The sequence below is a fragment of the Pseudomonas sp. NPDC087690 genome (genome assembly GCF_044743175.1).
GTDB lineage: Bacteria > Pseudomonadota > Gammaproteobacteria > Pseudomonadales > Pseudomonadaceae > Aquipseudomonas.
The window spans coordinates 22817-37161 of the sequence record NZ_JBIUVX010000023.1; the positions used below are offsets into that span (position 1 = coordinate 22817).

Consider the following 14345-nt stretch of genomic DNA (forward strand, 5'->3'; position numbering starts at 1 on the left):
AATGACGCGGAAGTCCCGATGAACCAGCTGAAACCTGCTGATACGCAAGACCCGAAAATTGATTCATTGCTGGGGGAGCTACACCGGTAGCGCCAACATCGAAGAAATGCGCACCAAGCCTGAGTTCGTGCGGATCACCGGTGCTGGCATGGCCGAATCCCACGTGCACGACGTGCAGATCACCAAAGAAGCGCCAAACTACCGCGTAGGTTGAGCCTTCAAGCAATAAAGTAAGCAACCGGGGCTGTTTGATTCAGCCCCGAGTTGTTTCTGAATCACGACTGTTTCTGAACGACTTAGACGAGACTGAATCATGGCCCTCGATATTCACGCTCACCGCATCCTGATCCTCGACTTCGGTTCGCAATACACCCAACTGATCGCCCGCCGCGTGCGCGAGATCGGTGTGTACTGCGAACTGCACCCGTTCGATATGGACGAAGATGCGATCCGCGAATTCGCTCCTAAAGGCGTCATCCTCGCCGGCGGCCCCGAGTCCGTACACGTCGCCGACAGCCCGCGCTGCCCACAGGCAGTGTTCGATCTGGGCGTACCGGTCTTCGGTATCTGCTACGGCATGCAAACCATGGCCGAGCAACTGGGCGGCAAGGTTGAAGGTTCCGAACTGCGTGAGTTCGGTTACGCCCGCGTTGATGTAGTCGGCAAGAGCCGCCTGCTCGATGGCATCGAAGACCACATCGACGCCGACGGCCTGTTCGGCCTCGACGTATGGATGAGCCACGGTGACAAGGTCACCAGGATGCCGGAAGACTTCCACATCCTCGCCAGCACCCCAAGCTGCCCGATCGCCGGTATGTTCAACGACGACCGTGGCTACTACGGCGTGCAGTTCCACCCGGAAGTGACCCACACCAAGCAGGGCGGTCGCATCCTGTCGCGTTTCGTTCTCGACATCTGCGGCTGTGAAGCATTGTGGACGCCGTCGAAGATCGCTGAAGACGCCATCGCCAACATCCGAGCACAAGTCGGCACCGACAACGTGCTGCTGGGTCTGTCCGGCGGCGTTGACTCCTCGGTGGTTGCCGCGCTGCTGCACAAAGCCATTGGCGACCAACTGACCTGCGTCTTTGTCGACAACGGCCTGCTGCGTCTGCACGAAGGCGAGCAAGTGATGGCCATGTTCGCCGAGAACATGGGCGTCAAAGTGATCCGCGCCAACGCTGAAGACCAGTTCCTCGACAACCTGGCCGGCGAAGCCGACCCGGAGAAGAAGCGCAAGATCATCGGTCGCACTTTCATCGACGTATTCGATGCCCAGTCGAACAAACTGGAAAACATCAAATACCTCGCTCAGGGCACTATCTACCCGGACGTGATCGAGTCGGCTGGCGCGAAAAGCGGCAAGGCCCACGTGATCAAGTCGCACCACAACGTGGGCGGCCTGCCGGAAGAAATGAACCTGAAACTGGTCGAGCCACTGCGCGAACTGTTCAAGGACGAAGTCCGTCGTTTGGGTCTGGAGCTGGGCCTGCCGTACGACATGGTCTACCGTCATCCGTTCCCGGGCCCGGGCCTGGGCGTGCGCATCCTCGGTGAAGTGAAGAAGGAATACGCCGATCTGCTGCGTCGTGCCGACCACATCTTCATCGAAGAACTGCGCAAAGCCGACTGGTACCACAAAGTCAGCCAGGCCTTCGTCGTGTTCCAGCCAGTCAAATCGGTTGGCGTTGTAGGCGATGGCCGTCGTTACGCTTGGGTTGTAGCCCTGCGTGCCGTAGAAACCATCGACTTCATGACCGCACGTTGGGCGCACCTGCCTTACGAACTGCTGGAAACCGTCTCCGGCCGCATCATCAATGAAATCGAAGGCATCTCCCGCGTCACTTACGACGTGTCGAGCAAGCCGCCAGCGACCATTGAGTGGGAGTGATTGGACGTCCGGCATTGACCGGCATCCTCTAGCAAGAAATGCCATGAAGCCCGCGTAGTTGCGGGCTTTTGGCTTTTTGGGTCTGGCACTTTCCGGCAGCTTTGTGCATCGCCAAGCACCATGTTTATGTGGCATGGTAAGGGGTATTGACTGAGCAAAATGCCATGTCATCTCTGTTGAGGAGAGCATGGTATAAATCCCATTATTCGCCCGTTTTCATTGGGTTTCCCTACGATTTTGGGTTCGTTTTTTAGCATGGTATTTTTTGAACGGAATCCGCGGACCCCATGCTGACCGATACCAAGCTGCGTAATCTCAAACCGAAAGAAGAACTCTACAAGGTGAATGACCGAGACGGGCTCCATGTGGCTGTGACGGCGGTGGGGTCAATCTCGTTTCGCTACAACTACTCCATCAACGGCCGACAAGAAACGATCACGTTTGGCCGTTATGGCGTAGGCGGCATCACGCTTGTCGATCCCGCTACTATTCGGCATGCATTTGAGCTTGCGCTGGCATAGTGATATCAGTAATCCTTCTTGGGAGTCTTCATTGAGATGGATATCAACATGAGTCGCCATGAAACGCAGGGCCAGTTATGAAGCTCTCGAAGGCTCAAAAGGAACGTGCTATCGAGCAGATGCAAGGCCTGATGCTGCGACAACCCCAGGACGCAAAGAGCATGGAGAAGTGCTGGTTTGCGGCTGAAGGTGTGCTTGAGTCGAACATCGCTGCTGCCGAGGCGAGAACAGCTGACCTACCGCCTCGCCAGCAGCTCGGGGAGGCCTCTTTCTACCTCATCTCTTCAGTCGGCCTGATTCGAGAAGACGATAACATCCAGCTCGTTTCCGAGCTGCTGACGCCTGAGTTCGGCGTCGAGTTGTACGGCCTGTTGCCAAGGGTCAAGCGCCTCTGGGATGAGGCGTTGGAGAAGCTGGCTGAGTTGGCTGAAAAGGAAACCAAGGCAGAGGCCGCAGAGCCAGCCAGCGACTTCGATCTTTTCTAGGGACATAGAATGACCACACCAGCACAGCCCTACACCATCGAGTTGCATCGCCACAACTTTGCTCGCTGGTGCGCAGCTCGAGCTTACACACGTGGCCTCAAAGGCGGCGGTAACCAGATTGCTTTCGAACTGATCGATTCAAGCGGACTGCAAGCTATTACTACACCTGCTCAAATTGGCCCTGATGTTGATGTTTGGCTTCTCGGCTTCATGCGTAAAATCTTTGATGAAGCTCAGCTCCGGGGTATTGAAGGTTTCAGTTTTGGCCACGCCCAGAAGATCGTAAATATCTACCTCAAGTCGGTATTCGTTTGCGGTGAGCATTACAGCCACCCCCAGGTGGAGCAGCTGCACCCACCCTTGGACAGGCAGCTTTTCCTTGGGCTGAAAGCGTATTTGCGCCGGAACAAGGCTTCCTATCCGGCAGCGGCGGCAGCATTCTCCAAAGCCCAAAAGGCGAACTCGAGTTGGACCAGCTTCACCGAGGAAGATTATACGGCCCACATCGCGGCCATTCAGACGCTGATGGTTGGTCGCCCGCTCTACCAGATTGAGGAACACTGGAACCTGTGAAGATCCGAGTGTGATTTCCAGTACAAAGGACAATTCGCTACACCAAGAGCCCTTGATTGGCCTAAGAGGAAGTCATGGAAGATGCAATTCAAAAGGGCTCTGGCCCGGGGTGGGTCGTACTTACAACGTTCACGATGTCGATCTTGGTTCTGCTGCTTCATTTCCCATTCGACGGTTACGTAAGCGAGTACAGATACACCGTACCATCGTTCACCACCTGCCCTCAGGGTGACCTGAAACAGAGGTTGAGAGAGCTTGACGCAGAAGAGTTCAACAAAGCTATTCAGGCTTGCTCAGATGACTACGTGACCAAGGAGCTTCCTATTTCAGATTGGCGTAGTAATGGCGCGCCAATCTACTGGTTTGCTTCACCAATTCATGCACTAGCATCGATTCTCGCCATTTGGGTAATCGGTCTGGTTTGGTATTTTTCTGTCAGACCAAAACGAACCGCAGCCAAGTAGGAAAATCCCGCCGCATCACAGCCCCGCCAGTCGGGGCTAAATCCCTAGAATCATCGGGAAGAGAGATCGCTATGAAGAAACTCAGTTGGCGGCAGCGCCATTAAGGAAAGAGCAGTGAACATATTCACAGACTGGCTACACGGCACACCCTCTACCATCACTCAGTGGAAGTTGACTGGACGTGGCGTCCTGAAGGGGAGCGCGCCGCTCCACAAGGGCTTATTTTTCACGACGAGTCGCGCGTTCGCTGTGGGGAGTGCTGGAGGACCCAATGCTAGTCCCAACGTGTATCAGGCAAATCTTAAACCTGAGGCACATGTGCTTGATATTTCTGACCCAGGAGTGACGTGTACACATCAGGAGTCGGAGCATCTGCGTCAGCTCGTTGTAAGCCGCCGTCCGGGCAAGGGCAATATCTTATCCGAGTACCAGTTCTACTGGGAAAAGGGCTGGAGGACAGGTGAGATCATGAAGTATGCAGTTAGGCCTGGAGATGAGCAGATGGCCCAGATGGCAGAACTCGCTCTTAATCAGCGTCAAACCGCTGCTGGCCAGCTTGCTTGGAATCTACTTCAGAGGACCACGCGGGACTGCATCGAAGACATCGTCGATGCTTCAATTGCAGCTGGCTATCAAGCTGTTGCCGGCAACGAACAGCAGTATGGGGTGACCTATCCGATCTTGATCGTTATCGATCCGAACATTCTGACATCCCCAGTGAAGGTCTAACACTGCGCCTAGGTAAGCCCAGGCCCCGCCGTCAAGCGCGGGGCCAAGGCCGTAATAGAGGGGCGTTTTTCGCGTCGCCATTGGCAGCTCGTCTAAGCAGGAAGGCACAAAGTGTCGACATCGGTATTGGTCATCCAGACAGTTTTATGGACGCTGTGCGCAGCAGAGCTTGGCATTTCGTACTGGAACTATTCGCGCTACGTTGAGGCGAAGCGTGACCCGGACAGATCAAAGCGTAATCTGCAAATCGCCTCGTACGCGAGGAACGACGCTGGCATCGGAGAAGCCGAGTTCGAGAAGATCGAAAGTTCCCATTACCGGCCTTACCAGAAGCGTTTCAGAGTTGCGCTCCTCGTAGGACTGAGCTTATGTGTTGCTGGTATGGCTCAACTACTCGCATATCCATGACCCGGTCGAGTCCAGATTACCGTTGAGCGTCTTCAAGAATGTCCTAGGAAGCTTGCACCAGGTACACACAAGCCCAGCCGTCAAACGCTGGGCAACGTCAGTAAGAAAGGCGCGGTTTTCGCGCTTTGGAACGGATGTGCAAGTAAGGTACTGATATGAACGGTTTGGAGAGTCGCGCAATACAAAAAGTAGTGGTTGAAGCCCAGGGCGGTCAGACCCTTGAATTTTTGGTGAAAGCTATTTTGCTCACCCCGGACAACAAAGCATTTGCACTTGTTGATGAAAAAGGGGAGCTGCGCCAAGCAAGCGCTCAAAGCAATGAGAACAACTCGTTCACGCTGTTGTTTTTCAACGGTGTGTGGATTGACGGAGACCAAGTCTGGACTTTGGAAATTCTCACAAAGGACAAAAAAATGCTGATCGGCAAACTGATCAGTCAGGGTAACCGCTGATTCAACGGAAATTCCCGCAGCACATCACAGTCAGCACGGAAAATGACGTGAGTATTCCCACCTTGAATGAAGGCATTAGGTGTGTGCGTGCGCACCGCTAAGCCTGCTCATGCATTGATAGTTTTCATGGTATTTGTAAGGCAGGTGTCGTTAATAGACAGTTCTTGCCCCCTATTCATAAATAGAGTGGGAGTGATCCCGCACAAGCCTTGATGGCTTGAGCGCTGTCACCGAAAGCCGTGTGAAATTCGATTTCACACGGCTTTTTTGTGTCTGCGTTACAGCGGTTTCGACCAGCCAGCGAGGCTCATGCCCATCTCATCCAGTGCCTGTAGCAACGTCTTGATGCTGTCATAGCGTTTACCGCTGACCGAAGGCCAGCTCGGGCGTTCGATGTAGAAGCGTCTCCCGTCATTTTCAATAATGGTGCGCACCAGTTCTTTGCTGCGACTGCGATGCACGATAAATGTCATGTTGGGTTGTTGTTTCAAGGAGTACATACCGTAACGCGGCAGCAGCGTTTCGAATTCCGCCATGGTTTGTGCGATCCACGGTGTTTCCATTTGCAGCCGCAGGTCGCCTCGCACCAGTGCGGAGCGGTCAAACGCGGTACCGCCCAGCGGGAGGATTTTCCCCGGGTCGACTTCGATGCCACGTGATACTCCTTCGGCGACATCCTCGACACGGATACCGATGGCCTCTTCCAGCTCGCTGACGCCGGCAACGCCGTCGAAGGTGTTCGAGTGGGAGTTGCCCATCAGAGCGACCCACTTGTGTGCGCCCCGCGCTGCCTGATCGGCACGAATGACCGATCTGGCGAAGTAGTTCATCATTTTCTGCCGTGCAGTCTCGTCGACCGTGAGCGCCTGGGCAGTCATGATCTCCATGCCGTAGAGCCGGTAGCTCGCCATGCAATCAATGGCCTGTATATGGATGCCTTGTTTTCTGGCTTCCCTGACCAGTTCAAGAAACGTGTAACGCTCCAATGGATCAGTCATGTTGCCGACATCAAGCGCTTTCAGGTAAGTCTCGAGATCCTTGGGCATGACGCCGGTGCGGAAGAACTCGTCCAGGGCCGCCTGGTGAAAGTCGGTCAGCAGGTGTTCCATGTACAGGGTCTTCACTTGTTTGCTGGCGAGTAACTCCATGTTTTCGATCAGCCATTGTTTACTGCCGATAGCGGTATGACTTTCACCGATGACCAGCCCTCGGGCATGTTGCAGAATCCTGTCGATGATCTCCTCGGCAGTCGCGTCTGTCGCCAGTACCGGCATGGGAGGGCGCCCAGGCAATTGCAGTGTGGCAAAGAACTCCAAGGCGTCGTGGTAGAGACGTTTTCTGATGACCTTGAAATCGCGGTAGGCATCGAACGCGTTGAGGCTGTCGTAGACATCCCGTAGTGCCTCATCGTCGAGCCCCGCCGCGCCTTGCTCAAGATGCGATTTGAGGGGGGCAGGCACGTCGTATTCGGATGCCGGCAGGGTGGTTATCGGTGCTGGGACAGGTTGGCGTTGACCGCGGGATCCTGCCAGCGCAGATGGCTTGCCGCCCCCCTTGAGACCGCCGCGTGGCATGGTTTCCCACTCGCCCTCAGCGTTCAGGCGTATGGCGATGGAACCAGTAAAACTGTCGGGTTTCGCGGGGTCGATGATGGCCCAGTGGCCGCCACCGTTGAGGTCGGTTTCGTAACGCACGTAGTAGGCGCAGTCGTCGATCATGATGGCTGTGGAGGGCGTGGAGTCGAGCAGGTAAATCCCCTGAAGCTTGCCGGGCTCACTGCCAGGCGTCAGTCCTTCCAGTAATTCATTGGCTTGCCAGTGTTGCGGTATCGGCGGTCGCGGGATGTCTTCGAGTAATGATGTGGCAGTCGGCGTTTGAACACCGATCGGTGGCGAACCCACTGGCTTCAAGGTTTTTTCGGGCAGTGCCCGTTTCAGCTCGTCGCTGTTCTCTACGGTCAAGTCGGCCATTTCCCGAGCTTCTGCGGCATCGACCTCAGGGCCGGTCTCCAGCAATGCCCCCGGCCCTTTGAGCACCATGAGATTGAACAGCATGTCGATGCCGTTGAGCACTGCACCGAGGATCCCGGCCTTGCGTTGCGCGGTGGTTTTTCCGTTGACCGCCTGATCGATGTTCAAACCCATGCCAGCAATGCTGGCGCCGATCACTGGAAGCGCTATCGGCCATCCGACCACTGCCATCGGGCCAAATACTTTGACACCTGCGCTGAGATAACCGATCCACAGTTGCTTGCGCAGATCGCCGTTGGAGGTCAGGGAAAGCGTGGCTTCCGCGAACATGGCATCACGGGTCGAATCGCTCAACCAGGTAAAGGCGTCACCCTTGATCGCGCGGCTCTGCCCATTGATCATTGAGTGGTCGTAGACGCCCCAGGTTTTCACCAGGCGGTTCATCAGATCGCTGAGGTTATCGCTGACCTGCTGGCGGTCAGCGAGGGAAAAATGTGTCATCAATGTCTGCCGGGTAGCGCTGTTGTTCATCCGCAGCAGCACCCAATAGTGCATGTCTGTAACGCTTTCCAGTACCTGGAAAGGCTCGGTATCGCTTGGCAGATAAACGACCTGTCGTCCCTTCGTCGTGATGAATCGAAACGCACTGATGGCGCAGTAACCGGCGATATCGAACGTGGTGACCTCAGCGCTGCAAGGGTGAGCGGCCTGCAGCATTTGCAGGCTGACAGGCCAGGTGATCGGGCCTATGACGGCTTGCGTGACGAACTGGAAGTCTTCGTCGCTCAATTGCCGTTGGTCTCGTGCCTGTAGGGCTTTGACGAGGAAGTTGCATTTGGCCAATGTGCGGAAATGGCTGTTCGAGGTGCTCCAGAATGCTGTCAATTTTTCGCTGTACAACGCGCTGAAGTCGACGCTCCAGAATTCCTTTAGCACCGCGCTTCCGTGCAGGCGCACTTCATTGGATTCATTGAAGGTGCCGGCACCCGGGCCTGCGGTATAAAAACCACCGTACACGTCAAGTAGATCGGCATTGTCCTGATCGGCGACACGAAATCGGTGGATCACCAGTTCGGTCAGGGTCATGGTCGAGGTGGGCGTCGCGTGCACATGCTCCCAGCCAGTAAAGGCTTTGGCGCTGCTTTGCGAAGCATCGAAGCGATGAAAGTAGACCTGATCCGGATCCAGTCCGTTGATCTCATGTTTTTTTAGTAAGTCGCTGGCGACCTGATGCGCCTCATCCTGCAGGCTGGGGCAGTTCTGGATGACGGTGGCGGCAATGGCCTCAAGCGCGGCCTTGTCGGCAGCATTGGGCAGGGGGGGTGGTGCGTTCATGCTCTCTATCCTTGAGAAACGGGTGTCGCAGGATGACCTGTTCACTCAAGGACTGTGCACTACATAGTTATGTTATGGGTACGATCAAAATGCTGTATGGCGCGGGCGCGACTGCGTCCATCCGCCGCGCCGCCCTTACTGTTTCGCAATTGCAGGTGTATCGTATTTGCCTTTTGCGGGCCTGGCGCCCGTGGCTGATACGTGAGGTGGTTGAGTTCATGTCTTTTACCCGTCGACAAATACTCGGTGGTCTGGCCGGTCTTGTAGTGGTTGGCGTGGGGGCCGGTGGCGCGTCGCGTTACTGGCTGGGCAAAATGGCTGATGCTGAAGCGGGCCACGATTACGAACTGATCGCCGCGCCGCTGGATGTTGAACTGGTGCCGGGGCATAAAACCGCAGCCTGGGCGTTCGGCCCCTCGGCGCCAGGAACCGAGCTGCGTGTGCGTCAGGGTGAATGGCTGCGCGTACGTTTCATCAACCATTTGCCGGTGGCGACCACCATTCACTGGCATGGCATTCGCCTGCCGCTGGAAATGGACGGTGTGCCGTACGTTTCGCAGCTACCGGTGCTACCAGGCGAGTACTTCGATTACAAATTCCGCGTGCCGGATGCTGGCAGCTATTGGTATCACCCGCACGTCAGCAGCAGCGAAGAGCTCGGTCGCGGGCTGGTCGGGCCGCTGATCATCGAAGAGCGCGAGCCGACCGGTTTCGTGTATGAAAAGACCTTGAGCCTGAAGAACTGGCACATCGATGACGTAGGCAATTTCGTCGAGTTCAGCATTCCGCGTGAAGCGGCGCGGGGCGGAACGGCGGGGCGCCTTTCGACAATTAATGGCGTGCCATCGCCGGTGATCGAATTGCCGGCCGGGCAGATCACGCGAGTGCGTTTGCTCAACCTCGACAACACCCTGACTTACCGCATCAATATTCCCGGGGTCGAAGCACGGATTTATGCGCTGGACGGCAACCCGGTCGAGCCACGCCCGCTGGGCAAGGAATACTGGCTGGGCCCCGGCATGCGCATTTGCCTGGCGATCAAAGCGCCAGCGGCTGGCGAAGAATTATCGCTGCGCAACGGCCCGGTGCGTCTGGGCACGCTGCGTTCGGTGGCCAATACCGACGCGCCGACTGACTGGCCGAAGGCGCTGCCGGCCAACCCGGTGGCTGAGCCGGACCTGGCCAATGCCGAGAAACTCAACTTCAATTTCGAATGGGTCGGTTCGGTATCGGTGAACGTCGATAACGGCCGGCCGCCGAGTCTGTGGCAGATCAACGGCAAGGCCTGGGACATCACCGACAAGACGTGTGCGGATCGGCCGATTGCCAGCCTGAAGCTGGGTCAGAGCTATATTTTCGAATTGAAGAACATGACCCAGTACCAGCACCCGATCCACTTGCACGGGATGAGCTTCAAAGTGATTGCGTCGAATCGGCACAAGATCATTCCGTACTTCACCGACACGTACCTGTTGGGCAAGAACGAGCGCGCGCAAGTGGCGCTGGTGGCCGATAACCCGGGGGTATGGATGTTCCACTGCCATGTGATCGACCACATGGAAACCGGCCTGATGGCCGCCATCGAGGTGAAGTGATGCGCCAGATTCGCCCAGCGGCGATCATCGACCGCAGCCGTGACCGCGATTTCATGCGTGAAGCGTTGGCGCTTGCCGCACAAGGCGCAGCCCTCGGCGAAGTACCGGTGGGCGCGGTGCTGGTGCAGGATGGCGAGATTATCGGTCGCGGCTTCAATTGCCCGATCAGCGCCAGCGACCCGAGTGCCCACGCGGAAATGGTCGCTATTCGTGCTGCCGCACAGGCCGTGGATAACTATCGTCTGCCAGGCAGCACGCTGTATGTGACGCTGGAACCGTGCAGCATGTGCGCCGGATTGATCGTGCATTCGCGGGTGGCTCGGGTGGTTTACGGGGCGCTGGAGCCGAAGGCGGGGATTGTGCAGAGCCAGGGGCAGTTTTTTACCCAGGGCTTTTTGAATCACCGAGTGTTGTATGAAGGCGGGGTGTTGGCGGAGGAGTGTGGGGCGGTGCTGACTGAATTCTTCCGCGCCCGCCGAGCAAAAAGCCCCTCACCCTAACCCTCTCCCAGAGGGAGAGGGGACTGACCGAGTTGAATGGGCGATCTCCGCCGACCTGAGTTATCGAGTCGAACTCAAGTTTCGAAAGCCCAAAGATCGGCTCCCTCTCCCAGAGGGAGAGGGGACCGACCGAGTTGAATGGGTGATCTCCGCCGACCTGAGTTATCGAGTCGAACTCGAGTTTTGAAAAGCCCAAATATCGGCTCCCTCTCCCAGAGGGAGAGGGGACTGACCGAGTTGAATGGGCGATCCCCGCCGACCTGAGTTATCGAGTCGAACTCAAGTTTTGAAAAGCCCAAAGATCGGCTCCCTCTCGCAGAGGGAGAGGGGACTGACCGAGTTGAATGGGCGATCTCCGCCGACCTGAGTTATCGAGTCGAACTCAAGTTTTGAAAAGCCCAAAGATCGGCTCCCTCTCCCAGAAGGAGAGGGGACTGACCGGATTGGATGGGCGATCCCCGCCGACCTGAGTTATCGAGTCGAACTCAAGTTTCGAAAAGCCCAAAGATCGGCCCCCTCTCCCAGAGGGAGAGGGGACTGACCGAGTTGAATGGGCGATCCCCGCCGACCTGAGTTATCGGGTCGAACTCAAGTTTTGAAAAGCCCAAAGATCGGCTCCCTCTCCCAGAGGGAGAGGGAACTGACCGGATTGGATGGGCGATCCCCGCCGACCTGAGTTATCGAGTCGAACTCAAGTTTTGAAAAGCCCAAATATCGGCTCCCTCTCCCAGAGGGAGAGGGGACTGACCGAGTTGAATGGGCGATCTCCGCCGACCTGAGTTATCGAGTCGAACTCAAGTTTCGAAAAGCCCAAAGATCGGCTCCCTCTCCTTGGGGAGAGGGCTGGGGTGAGGGGTGAATTCACCGCGGTGTTTGAGAGGTTGGGTTACTTCTTCGCGACGATCACCGCACGCATTGGCGCCGGCAGACCTTCGATGGTTTTGCTGTGGTCTTCGGGATCAAGGAAGTCGCTCAACGACTGATACTTCATCCACTCCGTACCGCGCTGCTCTTCAACCGTTGTCGTGCTCACATCCACGCAACGAATGTCGGTAAACCCCGCACGACGCAGCCACAATTCCAGCGCCGGCACCGACGGCAGAAACCACACGTTACGCATCTGCGCATAACGGTCTTCCGGCATCAGCACCTGATGCTTGTCGCCTTCCACCACCAGTGTTTCCAGCACCAGTTCGCCGCCCTTGACCAGGCAATCCTTCAGCGCCAGCAAATGCTCGATCGGCGAGCGGCGGTGGTAGAACACGCCCATGGAAAACACCGTGTCGAAACCTTCCAGATTCGCCGGCAGGTCTTCGAACGGGAACGGCAAATGCCAGGCATTTGGTTCGGACAGGTAACGCTGCACGGCCTGGAACTGGCAGAAGAACAGCCAGTTCGGGTCAACACCAATCACACTGTCTGCACCCGCACCGAGCATGCGCCACATGTAATAGCCGTTGCCGCAACCGACGTCGAGGATGCGTTTGCCCTTCAGGTCGAGATGTGGAGCTACGCGCGACCATTTCCAGTCCGAACGCCATTCAGTGTCGACGTGCACACCAAACAGATCGAACGGCCCTTTGCGCCACGGCGACAGGCCCATCAGCGCAGTGCGCATCTGCGCGCGGGTTTCGTCGTCGCAATCGGTGTCGAGTTTCAGGCCGTTGAGCAGATCGACTTCGCTCGGCTGAATCTTCGGCAAGGCATCGAGCGCACTCTGCCAGCGCTCCAGATCGCCATGGCCCTTGTCCATTTTCTTGTCGAGTTGACGCTGCAGGGTGTTGGCCCATTCGGCCAGCGGCGTGCCGGCCAGACGGCGGGCGAGGGGGGACAGATCAATCATGGCAAGGCAATCAACGAGGCAAAGTTAAGACACTGGAACCACGGCACGACTTTCGAGAACCCGGCGGCCAGCAGGCGTTCGCGGTGTTCTTCGAGGCTGTCGGGCTTCATGACGTTTTCGATGGCGCTGCGCTTCTGGGCAATTTCCAGTTCGCTGTAGCCGTTGGCGCGTTTGAAGGCGACGTGCAGATCGGTGAGCAGCGCGTGCTCCTCGGCATCATTGAATCGCAGCTTCTCCGAGAGAATCAGCGCGCCACCGGGCAACAACGATTGGCGGATGCGCGAGAGCAACGCGGTGCGCTGCTCGGGGGCGATGAATTGCAGGGTGAAGTTCAGCGCGACCACCGAGGCGGGCTGGAAGTCGAGGGCAAGGATGTCGCCCTCGATCACTTCGACCGGCAGCAACTCCTGGAACATCGAATCCTGACCGTTGAGGTACTCGCGGCAGCGTTCGACCATGGCGGCCGAGTTATCCACAGCGATAACGCGGCAACCGTCGGTGCGCACGTGGCGACGCAGGGCCTGGGTCACGGCGCCCAAGGATGAGCCGAGATCGTAGAGCACGCTGTTCGACTGAGCGAACTGCGCGGCGAGCACGCCGAGGTTTTCGACGATGGTCGGATAACCCGGCACCGAGCGCTTGATCATGTCCGGGAACACCCGCACGACGTCTTCGTTGAAGGCGAAGTCGGGTACCTGGGCCAGAGGCTTGGCGAAAATGCGATCGGGTTCTTTGCTCACGGCGGTTCCGGCGGTGTAAATGGAAAGGCCGGCATTTTAGCCAAAAGGGCGCGGGGATGCGCGGGTTGTCTGATAAAGCGTTTTTTTGCCGGTGATCGTTCCCACGATCTGCGTGGGAATGCCGCCCCGGACGCTCCGCGTCCCTGCACAAATGACGCAGAGCGTCACAGGATGCATTCCCACGCGGAGCGTGGGAACGATCAGATCCGTTTAGTCAGGGAGAAAGCGGAGGCGGCGATGCCCCATTGGCCCAGCCAGTAGCTGAGGATGATGACGTACGGCGCGGCGTGGAATGGCGATACAAAGCGATCAATGCCGATCACGCTGTCCGAGAACACAAACGCCAGCGCACCGCCCGCCGCCAGCAACGCCGAACGTTTCGGCACATCGGTGTCAAGGCGGGCGAGGGCGCGCCAGAGCATCGCGCTGATTGCCGTGCCATAGACAATCACTGGCACCAGCAACGGCCCCAGACCACTGGAAATCAGCAGTCCGAGCAACACCGCACCCACCGCGAGTGCCAAGACCAGCGGCAACACCGCCAGACGCTTGCAGTCACTCAGATAAGCCTTCAGATAAGCCAGGTGCGCAACCAGAAACGCGCCCAGCCCAAACACAAACAAATCCCCCGGCCACGCCAACAACACATCACCCAGCAACGAAAAAATCAGGCCGAGGCTGATCCAGCGCCGATAGTCGCTGGGCGGTGCATCATGCAACCAGCCGAGCAACGCCAGTACCGGCAACGGTTTGACCAACAGACAAAGCAGCGCCGCATGCGTACTGACGCCGTAAAGAAAGGTCACCGCGCCCATCAGCGCCAGAATCAGCCAGCCCAC

Annotated in this window: 12 protein-coding genes and 2 pseudogenes; 10 read left to right on the forward strand and 4 right to left on the reverse strand. The window is 57.3% G+C overall.

Annotated elements, in window-relative coordinates:
• Positions 1 to 76: 76 nt before the first annotated feature.
• From ACIPIZ_RS19790 to ACIPIZ_RS19825, 8 genes and pseudogenes are all read left to right on the forward strand, one after another.
• A pseudogene (locus tag ACIPIZ_RS19790) lies at positions 77 to 214 on the forward strand (IMP dehydrogenase); the annotation flags it as partial.
• Between the two features lie 99 nt (positions 215 to 313).
• Entirely contained in the window at positions 314 to 1891 is a 1578-nt protein-coding gene (guaA, locus tag ACIPIZ_RS19795; protein ID WP_034156271.1) for a glutamine-hydrolyzing GMP synthase, read from the forward strand.
• A gap of 287 nt (positions 1892 to 2178) precedes the next feature.
• Positions 2179 to 2370, forward strand: a pseudogene (locus ACIPIZ_RS19800) (Arm DNA-binding domain-containing protein); the annotation flags it as partial.
• A gap of 119 nt (positions 2371 to 2489) precedes the next feature.
• Positions 2490 to 2897 (forward strand): hypothetical protein, encoded by a 408-nt coding sequence (locus tag ACIPIZ_RS19805; protein ID WP_401166870.1) that lies wholly within the window; start codon positions 2490 to 2492, stop codon positions 2895 to 2897.
• 9 nt (positions 2898 to 2906) lie between these two features.
• Positions 2907 to 3470, forward strand: coding sequence for a hypothetical protein (locus tag ACIPIZ_RS19810; RefSeq protein WP_401166873.1), 564 nt, complete (start codon positions 2907 to 2909; stop codon positions 3468 to 3470).
• A 74-nt stretch (positions 3471 to 3544) separates the two neighbouring features.
• The gene (locus ACIPIZ_RS19815; RefSeq protein WP_401166876.1) at positions 3545 to 3934 is read left to right on the forward strand and encodes a hypothetical protein; all 390 of its coding nucleotides are present in this window, start codon (positions 3545 to 3547) and stop codon (positions 3932 to 3934) included.
• Between the two features lie 114 nt (positions 3935 to 4048).
• Positions 4049 to 4663, forward strand: a complete 615-nt coding sequence (locus ACIPIZ_RS19820) for a hypothetical protein (protein WP_401166879.1) — start codon at positions 4049 to 4051, stop codon at positions 4661 to 4663.
• Between the two features lie 563 nt (positions 4664 to 5226).
• Positions 5227 to 5523: a hypothetical protein gene (locus tag ACIPIZ_RS19825; RefSeq protein WP_401166882.1), complete on the forward strand. Its 297-nt coding sequence runs from the start codon at positions 5227 to 5229 to the stop codon at positions 5521 to 5523.
• Positions 5524 to 5801: 278 nt separating this feature from the next.
• Here ACIPIZ_RS19825 and ACIPIZ_RS19830 read toward each other — a convergent pair whose 3' ends face one another.
• Entirely contained in the window at positions 5802 to 8828 is a 3027-nt protein-coding gene (locus ACIPIZ_RS19830) for a dermonecrotic toxin domain-containing protein (RefSeq protein ID WP_401166885.1), read from the reverse strand.
• Between the two features lie 218 nt (positions 8829 to 9046).
• Here ACIPIZ_RS19830 and ACIPIZ_RS19835 point away from each other — a divergent pair, with 218 nt between their 5' ends.
• Both ACIPIZ_RS19835 and tadA read left to right on the forward strand, forming a co-directional pair.
• The gene (locus tag ACIPIZ_RS19835) at positions 9047 to 10423 is read left to right on the forward strand and encodes a multicopper oxidase family protein (protein WP_064392154.1); all 1377 of its coding nucleotides are present in this window, start codon (positions 9047 to 9049) and stop codon (positions 10421 to 10423) included.
• Positions 10423 to 10923, forward strand: a complete 501-nt coding sequence (gene tadA, locus ACIPIZ_RS19840; protein WP_053123497.1) for a tRNA adenosine(34) deaminase TadA — start codon at positions 10423 to 10425, stop codon at positions 10921 to 10923. The genes ACIPIZ_RS19835 and tadA overlap by 1 nt, the downstream gene beginning before the upstream one ends.
• 886 nt (positions 10924 to 11809) lie before the next feature.
• On the opposite strand, the gene cmoB is transcribed toward tadA, so the two are convergent.
• From cmoB to ACIPIZ_RS19855, 3 genes are all read right to left on the reverse strand, one after another.
• Positions 11810 to 12766: a tRNA 5-methoxyuridine(34)/uridine 5-oxyacetic acid(34) synthase CmoB gene (gene cmoB, locus ACIPIZ_RS19845; RefSeq protein ID WP_064392040.1), complete on the reverse strand. Its 957-nt coding sequence runs from the start codon at positions 12764 to 12766 to the stop codon at positions 11810 to 11812.
• Positions 12763 to 13506 carry a carboxy-S-adenosyl-L-methionine synthase CmoA gene (gene cmoA, locus ACIPIZ_RS19850; RefSeq protein ID WP_401166890.1) on the reverse strand — a complete coding sequence of 248 codons (744 nt, stop codon included), beginning with the start codon at positions 13504 to 13506 and terminating at the stop codon, positions 12763 to 12765. The genes cmoB and cmoA overlap by 4 nt, the downstream gene beginning before the upstream one ends.
• 200 nt (positions 13507 to 13706) lie before the next feature.
• The gene (locus ACIPIZ_RS19855; RefSeq protein ID WP_205903316.1) at positions 13707 to 14345 is read right to left on the reverse strand and encodes a lysoplasmalogenase; all 639 of its coding nucleotides are present in this window, start codon (positions 14343 to 14345) and stop codon (positions 13707 to 13709) included.